We start from the raw sequence: 15917 nt of genomic DNA, 5'->3' as shown, positions 1-15917 counted from the left end.
GCGCGGGGTTCTTTCTCTGCTTTTTGCTAAGAAGAGAAGGGCTGAGAAAACAATTGACCAAACACTAAAAAAACCCAGTGGGGCAGTATTCGTAAATAGGGTTATGAGGTGTTTGCTATTAATAACCCACCCGAGTACTACCATTGAACCTAGAGTTAACAGAGCTAATCCCAATAATAGATATATTTTCTTTGTTGGGATTTCTTTCATAAATGATCCTCAACAGGTCTGGGATTATGTTGGTTATCGATGGCCACAAAAGTAAATACACCTTCTGTTACCTTGAGGGTTTCATTTGATCGTCTGCGACGAACCCAAGCTTCAACGCGAATTGTCATGGATGTCCTGCCCACCTTAACAAGTTCTGCATAGCATGAAACTTCATCGCCAACAAAGACCGGTTTGTGAAAGGTAAAACCATCTATTGCAACGGTAACAACCCTGCCGTTTGCTTTAAGTGCAGCAACAGTGCCGGCAGCAAGGTCCATTTGTGAAACAAGCCATCCCCCAAAAATATCGCCATCAGGATTGGCATCGCGAGGCATAGCGATAGCGCGTGATGCAAGGTGGTGGTTTTGTGGAATAAATTTATCAGCCATGGTTGTTCCTATCGTCTAAGATACTTTATTTTATGGCTTTGACTATTAAATTAGGGTTAACTTTGTCCTGATAAGGCAAGATTATTTCAATTCAGTCAGATTTCAAATTGCGTTGTTGTTTAGACAGGATTATCCTAATAGGAGAGAGGGCGTGTCTAATGATTATTCGGTGTCTTATTTGTTTTCTTTTCTGTTCTTATGGTTATGCATCTGTTATTCATTTATCTGTTCTGAATAAAATATCAGCAAAGAAAACCCCCTTAGTTCTTCGAGATAAAAAAATTGCTTCTATTCATGATCTTATTGTGCATGTCCAACAAGAACGTCGAGAAAAAGACCCATTTATTGGCAATATTGACTTTGTCTTAGTCAAAATTCTCCTGAATCAAGGGGAGGAAGAACCCATTATTTTGTATGACGGTGAGCTTAGTTCATCAACAAGGTACCCTCAGATGCCGTTAGAGCACCCGTTGTATGATGTTATGTTGGATTATATAGAGGATTAAAACCATGTTGCCAATGTTTGTTAATAAATCAGCCGATGCCGTAAAAATTATTTTTTGTACACAAGATTCATTGGCTGGCTTAAAAGAGGGGTTGTCCGACTCTTCTTGTTGTTGGTTGGATTCTCTTAATTTTGAGGCAAAACAGGAAACGTTGGCATTACTGCCAAATGAAGAAGGGAAGATAGGGACAGTTTTATGGGGGATTGGTGATTCTAAATGGCAGATGGCTGCTTTGGCTTCTAAATTACCGGTTGGCGTTTATTATATTGACGATTGGTCTGGGGTTAATCCGGAACTAGGATGTTTAGCATGGGCCTTATCTCAATACCGGTTTGATCGATATAAAATAACATCAACGCAAACATGCCCCAAACTCGTAGTTCCAGAAAATGTAAACCTAGAATGGGTCGCTGCTGCTTATGATGCTATTAAGACGATTCGTGATTTGATTAATACACCTGCCGAAGACTTGGGGCCTGCGGAACTAGCGGAATTTACGCGTGGTTTGGTAGAAAAATTTCAGGCTAAGCTCACTATTATATCAGGAGAGGAACTGGAACGTGAATATCCGGCAATTCACCGAGTTGGGCGGGCTGCGGTATCTGAGCCCGTGTTAATTGACTTTAAGTGGAGTCATTCTCGGCCAATAAAGACATTGGTTCTTGTTGGTAAGGGCGTTTGCTTTGACTCGGGTGGGCTTGATATTAAACCATCCTCAGGGATGCTGACAATGAAAAAGGATATGGGTGGGGCTGCTCATGTTCTGGGGCTTGCTTCTATGATTATGTCTATGAACTTACCTGTTGATTTGCGTGTTCTGATCCCGGCGGTTGAGAATGCTATTTCAGGCAATGCAATGCGCCCGATGGATGTGATTAAAACGCGAAAGGGGACGACTGTTGAGATTGGTAATACAGATGCCGAAGGGCGGTTAATTTTATCTGACGCCTTATTTGAAGCAAGTCAAAGTGCTCCTGACTTAATTATTGATTTTGCAACTTTAACAGGGGCTGCGCGTATTGCTATGGGAACTGAACTCCCAGCCCTGTTTTCTAACAATGATGATGTGGCTAATAGAATCTTGCGGAATGGTCGAGACTGTGAAGACGAATTATGGCGAATGCCTTTGTATAAACCATATAATAAACACTTGAGGTCACAGATTGCAGATTTAAATAATATTGGGAAATCACCTTATGGAGGCGCAATTACGGCAGCTTTGTTTCTTGAGCATTTTATTGGTAAAGACTGTCCTTGGGTTCATATTGATCTTATGGCTTGGAATTTAGCGAGTATGCCTGGGCGTCCCGAAGGTGGTGAGGCAATGGGCATATTGGCTGTGTATAATTATTTAAGAGAATGGCTAAATTAACTAATTTTTAATTAAGTTTGCATGATTAAGGGTTTTTTAATAAAATTATAGACATAGAGTTCTATCTGTGTGATTTAGTTTAATGAATAAATTTATACACTTCTTAATGATAACTGTTGCGATCTGTTTGCCTTTTGATGGGAATGCAGCCTCTGGAAAGCATAAAAAAAAGAATCATGGAGCCCAAAATAAAAAAACAACTGTCGTCAAAGATAAGGGGTTGCCAGATACAACCATGCGTGTTTCATTGCTAGAGGCAAGGCTGTCAAAGCTAGAAGGAACAACGTTAAAAGTAACGCAAAAAGATTTAGCAGAGGGTAAAGTCCCTAAACCGATTGCGTCATCTGCTAATCCAAAAAGTTCGATTAAGTTGGGTGGTCAGATCAATAGAATGGTTGCGCATCGGGATAACGGAAAACGCAGTCAGATTGAATATTTGGATTCTACCGCGAGTTCAACGCGGTTTAATATAACAGGTACAACCAATATTAATCCTAAATTGCAAGTTCAAGGTGTTATCGAAACAGAACTAACAGATGGCGTTCAATCCTTTTCATCGGATGCTGATATTGGCTCAGCTCCTGCTGGTTCTTCTTTTAGTGATGCAAGTCCAATTTTACGAAATCGACGGTTAGAGGCTGTCTTTAAGCATGATAAATTCGGAACAGTTTACCTTGGTAAAGGCTCTACATCCAGCGATGGTGTTTCTGAAGTGGATTTTTCAGGAACAACGGCTGTAAGCAACGCATCGGAAGGCGGCAATAACTTAGGTGGATTCCGTTTTTACAACAAAACAGCGAGGACTTCTGTTGGACAGAGAATTGCTTCTGATGCTATTCGTAATATGGATGGTTTGCAACGAGCCAACAGGCTGCGCTACGATTCGCCGGCTCTAAAAGGATTTGTTATCGGTTTGACCCATACCAATGAGGAACAATCTGACCAAAGTATTAAGTACGCGGGAAGTTTTGGTAAGACAAAAGTTGGGGCTGCTATCGCGCATACATTCCAACCTCGTGCTGTCAGTGGCGGACAATCTCGCCGACGCCATACATATCATGGATCCTTTGCTATTTATAATGCAGGGTTTAGTTTTAGCGCTGCATACGGTATGGAAAACTATCGATTAAAGAATTTCTTACAGTTACAGAAACGTAAGGACGCTAAATTCTGGTTTGTGAAAGTTGGTTATCAGACTAAGTTTATTGCTTGTGGTAACACAGCGATGGCATTAGATTTCACCTATAACCGTGCCAATACATTAGCAGAAAACAATTTCCTTCTTGCTAATCGTGAAAAGGCAAAAAGCTATGCCTTTACTGTTGTCCAGAACTTTGATGTTGCCGCAACTGAGCTTTATTTTGTTGCCCGTCAATATCATTTTGAACAGCCGTATTCATCCTTTAAAGACGCTTTTGTTATCTTGGTGGGTACCCGTGTTAAATTCTAAGGTTTTTTTTGGGTTTTTAGCTCTGTCCTTGTCTGCTTGTGGTGATTACAAGCCTGAGACGCTGCCTGAACCGAATGCAATGAAAGATGGTCCCGGACTGTTTTCTGGACACGATGGTGCCTTTGTTCTTTACCAAAGCGCCGATCAAACGACTTGTGAATGTCCATCACATGCAAGTGATGGCAAATAGACGAAATCGGTTTACACAGAGTCAATTCTAGCTAATTTCTTTATAAAACGGCTATGCAAAGCAGCGCCACTCACGTACTATAACGTGAGTTTGACGTAAAAACCTGTGGGTCTATAAAATCTGGCATTCTCGGGCTAGAAAGTTTCGGTTTTCGAAGAAAGCTGTAAGAATTTCTCGATCGAGAATCTAATTAAAGCACTAAGTTAACGACAGTTCGACATAAGAAGGTCTATCCAGCAATAGAATCCGTCATCCTCGACTAGAAATTCTAAGTTTTCGCAAGAAAACGCTAAGGATTTCTTGATCGGGGATCCAGATAACCATAAAAAACGTAGATCTCCAATCAATCAAAGCTAAGGTTTTCTAGCGAAAACCTAGCTTTGCTAGTCGGAGATGACGAGCGTGTCTGATCTTTCTTATATCGAACTCACGTTAAGCTATCTTCTTATTGGGGTTTTCTTATCTTTCTCAAAAGGAGAGCGGTGATTTTTACTACGATCTTAAGATTTTTGTCTGGTAGTTCGGATCATATCAACCTAAAGGACTATATCTCTGTTGAAAAAGAACGATAAAGGGTATCAATGAGCATATTTAGATAGTCCTTTTGATTCTTCTCTTTTTGATTTGGATCTAAGAAAAAGGACGGTATGGTGATAAAAGGCGTCGAAGCAGACATCATGATCATATAACTAATCATATCTGGATTTAACTCTGTCCTGACATCGCCTTTCACCTGATAATCTCTAATTTGGCTAGAAAATGAAGACAGAGCAGGGTTATCAACCCCCTTCAAGGAAGGACCCGTTTTTTCTAAATTTTGCCAAGCAATAAGTTTTGCAATTTTAGGGTTATCTCTATAGAAAATATAACGTTGTGTTATAACAGTCTCTAAGAACTCTCGGAATGGTCGGTTACTTTGAGTTTCAAGATCGCTTATTGTTTTATCGTAATATTGTTCAAGTAAGTAAGATTTTGCTTTTTTCCAGAGATCCTGCTTGTCCTCGAAGTGGTGGTATATCAAACTTTTATTGGTTTCAGCTTGTTTTGCGATATCACTTATGGATGTTCCTTCAAACCCCTTGTCGATAAAGATCTGAATTGCAGATTCTAAGATTTTTTGCCGTGTCGGATTACTTTTTTTTGTGTTGCTCATCTTAACTCTCCTTATATAATAAATACAACATACTGAACGATCGGTCAATTTTTTTATTGACATGCTTGGATTTTAGAGGTAGTTTGTTGAATATTGAATGAACGTTCGACAAGTTGAAGGGAAGAAAAATGAATTTTAATTATATAAAAAAAGTCTATTCATTGACTGGTATGCTCGGGTTAGCTGGTGCTGTATGTGCGTCAGATCACTCGATACAGTCAGCCAGACAAGATATTATAACCTCAGATGTTTCAGTCCAACAAAAAAGTAATGTTGATCTGTTAAAAGAAATGTTCGCTAAAGGGCTAACCAATATGAAGGCAGGTCGATGTGACTTTGAGCATTTGTATTCACCAGACTATAGGCAAAACGTTGATGGGAAAACACTAAACTACGAGCAATTTGTTGCTCATTTGGATGATTTGCATAAAACCTTGAACTCATTAAAAATAGAATTCCTCGATATTGTGAGCGAGGGAGATAAAGTCGCAACACGCCATAAAGCTTATGGCGTAAAGAAAAATGGGGATGTGGTCGAGGTCTTGGTTGTTGCTATTTTTGGATTTAAAAATGGTAAAATAATCTCGTGTGATGAGCTAACTCATTTGATCAAAGGGGCAAAGGAAGACAAGGAAATTGGTTCTCGCCACTAAAATTTTCTAGTGCTCCTTAGAACTTTGACGCTCCCACATGGATTTGTATAACCCGTCTTGGGCTAACAGAACTTTGTGGGATCCACGCTCAACAATTGTGCCGCTATCTAAGACTAAAATCTCATCCGCATGGGTTATGGTTGATAACCGGTGAGCAATAATAATCGTTGAATGTTTTTTAGAAATGCTCTCTAGGCTCTTTTGGATTTGCTTTTCAGTCCGTGTATCCAAAGCAGATGTTGCTTCGTCAAACAAAAATATTTTGGGCTTTTTAAGCAAGGTCCGTGCAATCGCTACGCGTTGTTTTTCTCCGCCGGATAGTTTTAATCCGCGTTCACCAACAAGAGAGTTGTATCCGTCGGGAAGGGATATGATAAAGTCATGAATTTGCGCGGCTTTTGCGGCCTCAATGAGTTCATCGTCATGGGCACTAGGATTGCCGTAACCAATGTTATACTTAATTGTATCGTTAAATAAGACTGTATCCTGAGGGACAATACCAATCAATTGACGAACAGAATCTTGTCTTACCAGTTTAATATCTTGCTCGTCAATTTTTATAGCCCCAGATGTTGGGTCATAAAAACGGAATAATAAGCGACTGATTGTTGATTTACCGGCCCCACTTGATCCAACAATCGCAATTGTTTTCCCTGCTGGGACGGTGAACGAAACGCCTTTGAGGATCGGTCGTCGTTCTTCATAGGCAAAAGATATATCATCAAATTGAATATGACCTGATCTGAATTCAATATCTGGTGCATTGTCAATATCCTGAATGTCTTGTGGAACATCCAAGAGTTCGAACATATGTTCCATGTTGACAAGAGCTATTTTAATTTCTCGGTAAGCAAAACCAAGAAAATTCAAGGGGATGTAAACTTGTAGAACAAAGGCATTTAAGGCGACAAAATCGCCGATCGTCAGGATGTTATCTCGGACATGAGATCCGGCCATGATCATGATTAAAACAAGGCCAATCGTAATGATTACAGTTTGTCCGGAATTTAAGAGACTGAGTCCCAATCGATTGATGACAGCTGCTATTTTATAGGATTCGAGGGCGTTCCCATAACGAGCCAATTCATGGTGTTCATTGTTAAAGTATTTGACCGTTTCGTAATTGAGTAAACTGTCAACAGCACGAGATGTTGCTTTGTTATCTGTTTCATTCATCCTACGGACATAGCTAATTCGCCATTCAGTGATTGCGAGGGTAAAAATAATGTAAGCAATAATTGTTGTGAGGATGACTAATGAAAAACTTAGTCCATATAAGTAAGCAAAAATCCCTGCAACAAGGATAATTTCAATTATGGTGGGGATAATATTGATGGTTAAAAAAATTAATAAGGTTTCGATGGCTTTTGTCCCGCGTTCAATCACGCGGCTTAGGCCACCCGTTTGTCGTTCGAGATGAAACTTTAAAGATAGATTGTGGATATGTTTAAAGACGAGTAGTCCAATTTGCTGAATAGCAGACTGGGTGACTTCCGCAAAAATTGCATCCCTCAGTTCAGCAAAGAGCTGTCCAAAAAGGCGAGCGCTCCCATAAGCAATAATCATAAAAATCGGAACGACAACAAGTTCTCCATATTTTGCACTTAGAATATCAACAGCACTTTTGTAAAAGAGGGGGGAATAAAGCAATAATATTTTGCTAATTAACAGAAGGGCAAAAGCTAAAATGAAACGAATCTTTACCGATGATTTAGTCGCCCACAGATGCGGCCATAGTCGGCGTAAATAACCAAGATTAAATTTCATTTTTGTTGGGATTTGTGTTCCGGCCATGGATTCGTCCTAATAGGCGTTGATAAAAGTTAAAAGCTTGTCTATATCATAATCTGTTGTCATTTCTGTACAACATAGCAACAGTAGATTATCATAATCTTTCCCCAGAAGTCTTGAGACAGAAACGCCTGCCAATAGCCCCTGATTGGCGGCATCATCAATAAATTTTTGGCTGCTAAAGGGAACGCGCACAACAAATTCATTAAAAAAGGAAGTATTCAAAACAGAGATTCGCTCAGTTTTGTCTAATTTTTCCTTGAGTTGGATAGCTTTGGCATGATTCGTTTTTGCTAGACGTTGTAGGCCAACCTCGCCTAATAAGGTCAGGTGAATTGTAAAAGCCAAGGCACATAACCCCGAGTTTGTGCAAATATTACTGGTCGCTTTTTCTCGGCGAATATGTTGTTCACGGGTGGATAAAGTTAATGTGTAACCTCTTTTCCCATCTGCATCTACTGTTTCCCCACAAATTCTACCGGGCATTTGTCGTAAATAAGTTTGCCGTGTGGCAAACAACCCAACAGTGGGGCCCCCGAAGTTAAGACCAACACCAAGGGCTTGTCCTTCGCCACACACTATATCTGCCCCCATGTCGCCTGGTGCTTTTAACAGGCCGAGAGAGACAACTTCATTAAAACAAACAATCAATAAAGTTCCTGTTTTATGACAGGTATCAGCAAGCTGAGTAAAATCATGCACGTGCCCAAAGAAATCAGGATATTGGACAACAATACAAGCTGTATCTTCCGTAATATTAAAATGCTCAGATTCACCCGTTGGCATAGGGAGGTTTTGGTCAACATCAAACTCACAATGATGGCCATATGTTTTGATAACATCCGAATAATGAGGATGGATATTACTCGATAAAATAGCCTGACGGCGTTTGGTGATACGCTGTGCCATCATAACAGCTTCGGCCGTTGCTGTGGCACCGTCATACATGGACGCATTAGCCACATCCATGCCTGTTAGTAAACAAACTTGCGTTTGAAATTCAAACAAATATTGAAGAGTTCCTTGTGAGATTTCCGGTTGATAGGGGGTATAGGATGTTAAGAATTCTCCCCGTTGAATCAAATGATCAACTGCTGTAGGAATGTGATGTCGATAACAGCCAGCCCCGAGGAAGAATGGAGCATCTCCGGCTTGTGTTGTATTTGCTGCATGCCTTTTAAAGAAACGATCGACCTCAAGCTCAGACTGGTGCTTTGTTAACGATGGAAATTCTGGGTTGAGCAAATTTTCTGGGATATCTTGAAATAAATCATCAGGTGATGTCACGCCAATAGCTTTGAGCATATCTTGACGAATTGCATCGGTATGAGGGAGGTAACGCATGTTTTAAGCCCCGATAAAAGTTTTGTAAGCAGCTTCATCCATAAGCGTATCCAGTTCAGAAGGATTTGAAAGCTCAACTTTAAAGAACCAGCCCTTAGTTTCAGGGGAGCTGTTCACGAGATCAGGTGTTGCTTCCAGATCTGGGTTGATCTCGATAATTTTGCCTGATACGGGGGCATAGACCTCACTTGCTGCCTTAACTGATTCCACAACGGCTGCTTCTGCTCCTTTGCTTATATCTTTTCCAACGGCAGGCAGTTCAGTGAAGACAATGTCGCCGAGTTGGGATTGAGCATAATCCGAAATACCAACAGTCCCTGTGGTACCATCGATTAAAATCCATTCGTGTTGATCGCTATATTTTTTCATTCAATCCTCTATTTCTTATACTGTGTTGGTACAAAGGGTAGTTTTGCTATTTTAACAGGGTAGTGGGTATCGCGAATATTGACCGTTAATCCTTTTGTCGACGTGTTATTCGTGATATACCCCATGGCGATCGGATGTCCTAGAACAGGGCTTTGTCCGCCACTGGTCACAACGCCAACAGGGTTGCCAGCAGCATCATGAATGCTGCATCCTTCTCGGGGGATGGATCGCGATTCTGGAATCAAGCCAATCCGTTTGCGTTGGGGCGTATCTTTGAGTTCAGTCAGGACGCGTGGTGCACCGGCAAACTTTCCCTCAAGACGACGTCGTTTGCCTATGGCCCAGGCAAGACTAGCTTCAATGGGCGAGGTTTTGGAATCAAGTTCATGGCCATATAGGCATAAACCGGCTTCCAGTCTTAGGGAATCACGAGCGCCAAGACCAATCGGCTTTACATCCTCGTGATCAAGAAGCGTTTTGACAATATGAAAAGCATGGTCTGAACCACAAATAAACTCAAAACCATCTTCACCGGTATAACCGCTACAACTTAGAATAACGTTATAGTCCAGAATGGTTGTCTTTTTCGTTGTCATAAAAGCCATAGAAGATGCCTCGGTGCATAAGGTGGACAGGATCGTCCTTGCTTTTGGGCCTTGGAAGGCAACCATGGCTTTATCAAACAGAGGGACAAAATCGACCGATGGGAGAGCATTCCTTAGAAAGTCAAGGTTATGGTGTTTTCTTCCTGCATTGACGACTAAAAGAAAACCGTCTTCTAATCTTGAGATCAAGAGGTCATCTTCGATTCCCCCCTGATTATTGAGTAAAAGACTATATTTTATATGGCCAATTTCTAATTCTTGCAGGTCTGTGGGAAAAATCTTTTCAAGTTCTATTGCCGGATTGTTCGGGACAAAAATAGCCCCCATATGAGACACATCAAATAGTCCTGCGGCTTGGCGAACATGGCGGTGTTCTTGGATGATCCCTGTTGGATACTGAACGGGCATGTCATAGCCTGCAAAAGGCACCATTCTTGCGCCAAGATCGCGGTGCAATTGATCTAAAGGGATTGAGCTCAAAGTCGGTGCTGTGATCATTGTTTAGCCCTCATAAACAGTTCATATAATTGTTCAGGTTGAGTTTGGAAGCAAGGACAAGAAGCAATGAGTGGCCGAGCGACGATGTGACGAACTTCCAAGTTCAAATGGGATAGCTATATATTTAGATTAGGACAAAGATGTTGCATAACACAAGAGGGCTAATCTAAATTTTGATCAATACGATCTAGAAAAACAGATTCAATGGTTGTAAACAGCGTTAATTGTAAAAACCGTAAAGGCCATCCGGCAAATAAAACAGATATTTTGTTCTGGCGGATCATTGCTTTAAAAACAGTCCACGTGCTTTGTGATTGAGACGGGAGCGTATGTTGGACTCTTGTCATTAATGTCACTAGGGGGCCTGTTATCCCAGAGTATATAAACGAAGTTGATATTCCTGCAAGAACGTAATCGTAGCTATTTAACGGGGTATTATCTCGGTAGTTTTTGATTGTTTGACGAATCATCCGGTCAGACATTAAATAGACTGTGCAACCAAAGGAACTATTAAAAAAGGAGAGCCCTGCGCCACGATAGAAATCTTTTTTCTCAAAATATTTTAGAGTTGACCAAGAAAATGAGTTGCTTTGAGTGTTCAATAGAACAGACACACGGCTCATGGGCGTTACGATAATAGCTTCGCAAGCACCAAAAACACAACCGGCAAATAATTTTCGTAGATAGGGAAACTCTTTGGACAGTTCGGGATCAAAATTATGAAATAGGGATTGGGAATAGGTCCAAGCGGGAAGCATATAGATACTTCTTGTGCTCTCTGAGATCAAACGTGGTAGAAGTCCTCGATAAAAGGTGGATAAACCGCTTTTTGATAGTTGCTTTACTGTTTGAAAGAGCGATGTATTATAAACCTGTTGGTTTTGTGTTACTGCATCAATTGGTGTTCGAATTGATGCTATAGCAACGGGGCGGGCTGCCATATACCACCAAGGAATAATGCTATTTTGTTCTTGAGATGGTGCTAAATTAGCAACGGACAAAAGGACGATCAAAAATTTCAACGTAAAACCGTAGTTATTTCAAATTTCTTCTTATATACTAGTATGAAAAATCAAGGAAAGGAATATCAGAATGATTAATGTTGGCTCTCAGGCTCCTGACTTTACGTTAAGTTCAGATGCAGATGGTATTGTTACTTTGTCCAAATTAAAAGGGAAGAAAATTGTTCTTTATTTTTATCCCAAAGACAATACCAGCGGTTGTACTAAACAAGCTTGTGAGTTTAGGGATAATCTAACCAGTTTTAACCAGAAAGATGTTGTTATTTTAGGCGTTTCAAAGGATCCAATAAAATCCCACGCGAATTTCCGCACGAAACAAGATTTGAATTTTCCCCTGTTGTCTGATGAATCTGGGGAGGTTTGTGAAAAATATGGCGTTTGGGTTGAAAAATCAATGTATGGTCGCAAATATATGGGTATTGATCGCTCAACTTTTCTGATTGACGAGAATGGGATTGTTCAAAAAATCTGGCGAAAGGTTAAAGTGACAAACCACGTTGTTGATGTTTTGAAGAGTTTATAATGATATCTCCTAAACACATTGCCTGGCTTATTTTTTTGATGAATCTTGTCGTGATTTCATCAATTGATATCTATATTCCTGCAGCGCCGTATTTAGGCCATGTATTTGATGTTTCGGATTCTGCTATGAAATTAACTTTTCTGGCAAGCCCGTTTTTTTCGTCTTTTGGGGGGATACCTTTTGGTCGTTTTTCCGATCGATTTGGGCGTCGGCGTTTTCTGTTTGTCGGTATGATGCTATACATCGTTGGGTCGGGATTATGTATGGTGGCAAATGGTATTGAGATGTTTTTTATTGGTCGGTGTATCCAATCGTTAGGCACAGGGGGCTTATCTGTTTTAAGTGGGGCTATTCTTGCTGATATTTTTACAGGGGCAACATTGGCTCGCTATATGGGAATTTTTGCAAGTATTTACCCAGTTGTTTTTGCTTTGGCGCCGATTATTGGGGCTGAGATTTTGGAAAGACTCGGTTGGCGCTATATTTTTGCATTGATCACTTTTGGAATGATATTTATCTCTGTCTTGTTCTATATATGGGTTCCTGAAACCAACTCGGTTCATGAAAAAAAACAAACAGATAAAAGTGGGGTTGCGGGAATGCGAACCTTGTTGACAAGCTTACCTATATTCTTATTAGTTTCCATCCATTCTTTACCGATCAGTTTCAATGGTATTTTCACCGTCAATAGCCCCTTTATCTATATTGATGTTTTTATGATGACACCGCGCGAATTCTCATATCTTCAAGCCATGCCGGTTGCCACTCAGTTTATTGGTGCTTATATCTATAAGTCTATTGTTGAGCGCATTGGTCTTATAAAAAGTTTAAAGTTTGGGATGGTGACAAGTATCTTTTTTGTTCTTGTTGCTGGTTTGATGGCTTTTGATTTTATTCCGGATGATCCATATTTAATTATCGCTGTTGTCTCAATATTTTCATTGGGTTCGACATTTATGATCTCGTCAGCATCGACCATGATCCTTGATGGTAATCCTGGAAATAAAGGTTTGACAATGTCGTATATCTCGTTAATGCGGAATTTATTTATGATTGTTATTATCGGGCTAACATCAAGCCTAAGCTACCGCGAGGTTAATCCAATTCTGATGTATCTTATCGCGACTGCTGTTATTCAAGTTTTACTTATTCACCACCAAGTTAAAGAACGTCATGTTTAAAAAATCGACATTGCTGAAATTGATTAATTTTTGGCCGCCCTATTTGGGGGCTGGGATTCGGATTAAACATATATCTGACGATATTACCTCTATTCATGTGGAGATGAAACTCAGACGGTGGAATCGTAATTATGTTAAAACGCAATTTGGTGGTTCTTTGTATGCCATGACAGATCCATTTTTTATGTTGATTCTGATGCAACATTTAGGCAAAGACTATATTGTTTGGGACAAGGCTGCAACGATTCGCTTTAAAAAGCCAGGTCTAGGGGCAGTCTATGCGCATTTTGAAATACCGGCTGAAAAATTACAAAAAATTCGTGATGCCGCGAATAGTTCTTATAAGGTCGAACCAACTTTTACCGTCAATGTTGTTGATAAAGATGGGACTGTTATCGCTGAGGTAGATAAACTGCTCTATGTGCGTCGACGGGACGCGAAACGGGATGACTCTAATTAACGTGAGTTCGATATAAGAAGGTCTATCAAGCAATAGAATCCGTCATTCCCTGCTAGAAATTCTCGGTTTTCAAGGAAAACCGTTAAGAATTTCTTGATCGGAAATCCAGACAACCATAAAACAAACATAGATCTCGAATCAATCAAAGCTAAGGTTTTCTAGCGAAACCCTAGCTTTGCTCGTCGGAGATGGTGTGCGTTCTGATGGTTCTTATGGCGAACTGACGTTAATTAAAAATAAGACTCATTAATCTGCTTTAAAACAACCGCTCCTTTCTTACGAAGGGAAGTTGTGGAAGAATCTATTGCCGCATAGCATCTACAGCTATGACTAAATTGCTTTTACTTTTAATAAGGTAATTTGGTTCCTATGGCGACGCATAATTTCGAAGTGATAGCCATGGATATTAAAAGACTGACCGACTTCCGGGATGAGGCGTACTTCATATAAAACAAGACCTGCAATAGTTGCTGCTTCTTCATCAGGTAGTTCCCAGTCTAATTGGCGGTTGACGTCGCGAATGGTGACAGTGCCGTCGATTACATATGAGCCGTCGTCTTGCGGGCGGATTCCCTTAACAGCAATATCATGTTCGTCGGTGATATCGCCAACGATCTCTTCTAAAATGTCTTCGAGTGTTACGATTCCATTGAAAACACCATATTCGTCAACGACAACAGCAAAGTGTTCACGGCGGGATTTAAAAGCTTGAAGCTGGTCAATAAGATCTGCTGTTTCTGGAATGAACCAAGGTGCTGTGGCAATTGATTTTATATCGAGTTTATCAAGGCTACCTTTATGAGAGTTAACAGCACGAAGGAGAGCTTTTGCATGGATAACACCAACAATATTGTCGTGGTTATCTTTATAAAGCGGGACACGGGTAAACGGGCTTTCTAGAACTTGCTTAACAATTTCCGACGGTTTGTCATCTATATTAATCATGGTCACGTTTTTACGGTGGGTCATGATTTCTTCAACACTAACTTCTCGCAAATCAAGGATGCTTTTTAACATGGCGCGTTCGTTGTCGGCATCGTGGGTTGTCTCGGCAAAGTGCATGTCGATGGCACCACGCAACTCTTCTAAGGCTGCATATTCATCATCTGCATTGGATTTTACCCCAAATAGTTTCAAGTGAGCACGGGCGAAATTATTAATGGCAAGGGTAACTGGGCGGAATATGCTGTAGACAAGCCATAGTGGGCGAATTAAAAGCATTAGGACTTTTTCAGGAGAATTAACCGCTATAATTTTAGGGAGAGTTTCTGCGTACACTGTTATAATTGCTGTCATAATGATTGAAACAAAAATGATCGCCTCTTTACCAAAAATATCAGCAGTAATATCACCAATATTGTTATTGACGATTGTTAAGCATAGGGTATTGAACAGCAAAATTGTTGAAAGAGACAAGCCAACATTTTTTTGTAATTCAAGAACGAGTTTAGCCTTTGAGTCACCTTTTTTAGCCATGCTGTGTAATTTTGCTTTAGAGACAGCTGTTACGGATGTTTCCGCAGAGGATAAAAGGGACGCCAAAACAACAAGGCATAAGAGCACTAGAAATACGATAGCTAACACGATTTATTTTTCCTCAATTAATTTGTCAATACCAACTCTGTTGCCAACATCCATAGGGATAGTCAGCGTTGGTTCGAAGTAATCTGTTTGTTTTAGTTGTTTCGCCGGACTGTGATCAGTTTGTCCCACGGATAATTTCCCGGAAATAGGACTTGGACTTAAATCTGTACCGTCACTCGGGAATTTTTCAACAGGTTCTAGTCTTATGCGTTGATCGATAACCCGTAGTACTGCATTTTGCTCTTTAAGACTGGAAATAATAGCGTCTCGGCTAGCGTTTTTACTATGGATTTGTTCATCATAAGCGATTGCTTTTTCTAAGAGAATGCTGACATCAGCGTTTTGGCGTTTTTTTAGTTTCTTGATATACTTTGAATTGAGTCGCATTGCTTTTTTAAGCTGATGAACGAAGTTCGCATCATCAGCTTTGATGACTTGTTCAAGAGCGACGTCTTGTTTTTCTTGTAAAGAGTGTTTTGCACTACATGGGAATATACTTGCCCACGCTATAAGACCGATGACGATATACGATCGACTTTCCATGAATTTTTAAATCCAATTAACAATTGAAACTATAACCATTATCAGAAATAAGTAATATGGATGAATTTTCGAAT

General features: G+C 40.3%; 17 protein-coding genes. 8 read left to right on the top strand and 9 right to left on the bottom strand.

All coding sequences use genetic code 11. The annotated features are described in order from the left end of the window. Positions 1-206: 206 nt before the first annotated feature. Positions 207-599, bottom strand: coding sequence for an acyl-CoA thioesterase (locus tag KF820_01265; GenBank protein MBX3456977.1), 393 nt, complete (start codon positions 597-599; stop codon positions 207-209). A 158-nt stretch (positions 600-757) separates the two neighbouring features. On the opposite strand from KF820_01265, the gene KF820_01260 reads away from it, so the two are divergent. The 4 genes from KF820_01260 to KF820_01245 all read left to right on the top strand — a co-directional run bounded on the left by KF820_01260 (position 758) and on the right by KF820_01245 (position 4117). Then, the gene (locus KF820_01260) at positions 758-1105 is read left to right on the top strand and encodes a hypothetical protein (GenBank protein MBX3456976.1); all 348 of its coding nucleotides are present in this window, start codon (positions 758-760) and stop codon (positions 1103-1105) included. Positions 1106-1109: 4 nt separating this feature from the next. Then, positions 1110-2477 carry a leucyl aminopeptidase family protein gene (locus KF820_01255; GenBank protein ID MBX3456975.1) on the top strand — a complete coding sequence of 456 codons (1368 nt, stop codon included), beginning with the start codon at positions 1110-1112 and terminating at the stop codon, positions 2475-2477. An 82-nt stretch (positions 2478-2559) separates the two neighbouring features. Then, a complete protein-coding gene (locus KF820_01250) occupies positions 2560-3927 on the top strand; it encodes a hypothetical protein (GenBank protein MBX3456974.1) in 1368 nt (455 codons plus the stop codon). Further along, positions 3914-4117, top strand: a complete 204-nt coding sequence (locus KF820_01245) for a hypothetical protein (GenBank protein ID MBX3456973.1) — start codon at positions 3914-3916, stop codon at positions 4115-4117. Before KF820_01250 ends, KF820_01245 begins: the two co-directional genes overlap by 14 nt. A 544-nt stretch (positions 4118-4661) precedes the next feature. On the opposite strand, the gene KF820_01240 is transcribed toward KF820_01245, so the two are convergent. Then, positions 4662-5333, bottom strand: a complete 672-nt coding sequence (locus KF820_01240; GenBank protein ID MBX3456972.1) for a TetR/AcrR family transcriptional regulator — start codon at positions 5331-5333, stop codon at positions 4662-4664. Positions 5334-5398: 65 nt separating this feature from the next. Here KF820_01240 and KF820_01235 point away from each other — a divergent pair, with 65 nt between their 5' ends. After that, positions 5399-5923, top strand: coding sequence for a nuclear transport factor 2 family protein (locus KF820_01235; protein MBX3456971.1), 525 nt, complete (start codon positions 5399-5401; stop codon positions 5921-5923). A 6-nt stretch (positions 5924-5929) separates the two neighbouring features. Here KF820_01235 and KF820_01230 read toward each other — a convergent pair whose 3' ends face one another. The 5 genes from KF820_01230 to KF820_01210 all read right to left on the bottom strand — a co-directional run bounded on the left by KF820_01230 (position 5930) and on the right by KF820_01210 (position 11552). After that, the gene (locus KF820_01230) at positions 5930-7717 is read right to left on the bottom strand and encodes an ABC transporter ATP-binding protein/permease (protein ID MBX3456970.1); all 1788 of its coding nucleotides are present in this window, start codon (positions 7715-7717) and stop codon (positions 5930-5932) included. 9 nt (positions 7718-7726) lie between these two features. Then, positions 7727-9058, bottom strand: coding sequence for an aminomethyl-transferring glycine dehydrogenase subunit GcvPA (gcvPA, locus tag KF820_01225; GenBank protein ID MBX3456969.1), 1332 nt, complete (start codon positions 9056-9058; stop codon positions 7727-7729). 3 nt (positions 9059-9061) lie between these two features. Further along, a complete protein-coding gene (gene gcvH / locus KF820_01220; protein ID MBX3456968.1) occupies positions 9062-9427 on the bottom strand; it encodes a glycine cleavage system protein GcvH in 366 nt (121 codons plus the stop codon). An 8-nt stretch (positions 9428-9435) separates the two neighbouring features. Next, positions 9436-10530: a glycine cleavage system aminomethyltransferase GcvT gene (gcvT, locus tag KF820_01215; GenBank protein MBX3456967.1), complete on the bottom strand. Its 1095-nt coding sequence runs from the start codon at positions 10528-10530 to the stop codon at positions 9436-9438. A gap of 161 nt (positions 10531-10691) precedes the next feature. Further along, entirely contained in the window at positions 10692-11552 is an 861-nt protein-coding gene (locus tag KF820_01210) for a hypothetical protein (protein MBX3456966.1), read from the bottom strand. A 70-nt stretch (positions 11553-11622) separates the two neighbouring features. On the opposite strand from KF820_01210, the gene bcp reads away from it, so the two are divergent. Genes bcp through KF820_01195 form a run of 3 tightly spaced genes read left to right on the top strand, consistent with a single transcriptional unit; the run spans position 11623 to position 13716 of the window. Continuing rightward, the gene (bcp, locus tag KF820_01205; GenBank protein MBX3456965.1) at positions 11623-12075 is read left to right on the top strand and encodes a thioredoxin-dependent thiol peroxidase; all 453 of its coding nucleotides are present in this window, start codon (positions 11623-11625) and stop codon (positions 12073-12075) included. Next, a complete protein-coding gene (locus KF820_01200) occupies positions 12075-13256 on the top strand; it encodes an MFS transporter (protein MBX3456964.1) in 1182 nt (393 codons plus the stop codon). Before bcp ends, KF820_01200 begins: the two co-directional genes overlap by 1 nt. Continuing rightward, the gene (locus tag KF820_01195) at positions 13249-13716 is read left to right on the top strand and encodes a YiiD C-terminal domain-containing protein (GenBank protein ID MBX3456963.1); all 468 of its coding nucleotides are present in this window, start codon (positions 13249-13251) and stop codon (positions 13714-13716) included. Before KF820_01200 ends, KF820_01195 begins: the two co-directional genes overlap by 8 nt. A 330-nt stretch (positions 13717-14046) precedes the next feature. On the opposite strand, the gene KF820_01190 is transcribed toward KF820_01195, so the two are convergent. Then, a complete protein-coding gene (locus tag KF820_01190) occupies positions 14047-15303 on the bottom strand; it encodes a DUF21 domain-containing protein (protein ID MBX3456962.1) in 1257 nt (418 codons plus the stop codon). Beyond that, positions 15304-15843, bottom strand: a complete 540-nt coding sequence (locus tag KF820_01185; GenBank protein ID MBX3456961.1) for a hypothetical protein — start codon at positions 15841-15843, stop codon at positions 15304-15306. Between the last annotated feature and the right edge of the window lie 74 nt (positions 15844-15917).

It is taken from the genome of Candidatus Paracaedibacteraceae bacterium (assembly GCA_019636055.1).
GTDB lineage: Bacteria > Pseudomonadota > Alphaproteobacteria > Paracaedibacterales > Paracaedibacteraceae > Paracaedibacter.
The sequence above is the reverse complement of the archived record's forward strand: the minus strand, read 5'-3'. Positions and strand labels throughout refer to the sequence as shown.

Coding starts and splice junctions, on each gene's coding strand:
- KF820_01200 (MBX3456964.1), top strand. CDS start 12,075: ATGATATCTCCTAAACACATTGCCTGGCTTATTTTTTTGATGAATCTT.
- KF820_01185 (MBX3456961.1), bottom strand. CDS start 15,843: ATGGAAAGTCGATCGTATATCGTCATCGGTCTTATAGCGTGGGCAAGT.
- KF820_01265 (MBX3456977.1), bottom strand. CDS start 599: ATGGCTGATAAATTTATTCCACAAAACCACCACCTTGCATCACGCGCT.
- KF820_01255 (MBX3456975.1), top strand. CDS start 1,110: ATGTTGCCAATGTTTGTTAATAAATCAGCCGATGCCGTAAAAATTATT.
- gcvT (MBX3456967.1), bottom strand. CDS start 10,530: ATGATCACAGCACCGACTTTGAGCTCAATCCCTTTAGATCAATTGCAC.
- KF820_01260 (MBX3456976.1), top strand. CDS start 758: ATGATTATTCGGTGTCTTATTTGTTTTCTTTTCTGTTCTTATGGTTAT.
- KF820_01240 (MBX3456972.1), bottom strand. CDS start 5,333: ATGTCAATAAAAAAATTGACCGATCGTTCAGTATGTTGTATTTATTAT.
- KF820_01235 (MBX3456971.1), top strand. CDS start 5,399: ATGAATTTTAATTATATAAAAAAAGTCTATTCATTGACTGGTATGCTC.
- gcvPA (MBX3456969.1), bottom strand. CDS start 9,058: ATGCGTTACCTCCCTCATACCGATGCAATTCGTCAAGATATGCTCAAA.
- bcp (MBX3456965.1), top strand. CDS start 11,623: ATGATTAATGTTGGCTCTCAGGCTCCTGACTTTACGTTAAGTTCAGAT.
- gcvH (MBX3456968.1), bottom strand. CDS start 9,427: ATGAAAAAATATAGCGATCAACACGAATGGATTTTAATCGATGGTACC.
- KF820_01250 (MBX3456974.1), top strand. CDS start 2,560: ATGAATAAATTTATACACTTCTTAATGATAACTGTTGCGATCTGTTTG.
- KF820_01230 (MBX3456970.1), bottom strand. CDS start 7,717: ATGGCCGGAACACAAATCCCAACAAAAATGAAATTTAATCTTGGTTAT.
- KF820_01195 (MBX3456963.1), top strand. CDS start 13,249: ATGTTTAAAAAATCGACATTGCTGAAATTGATTAATTTTTGGCCGCCC.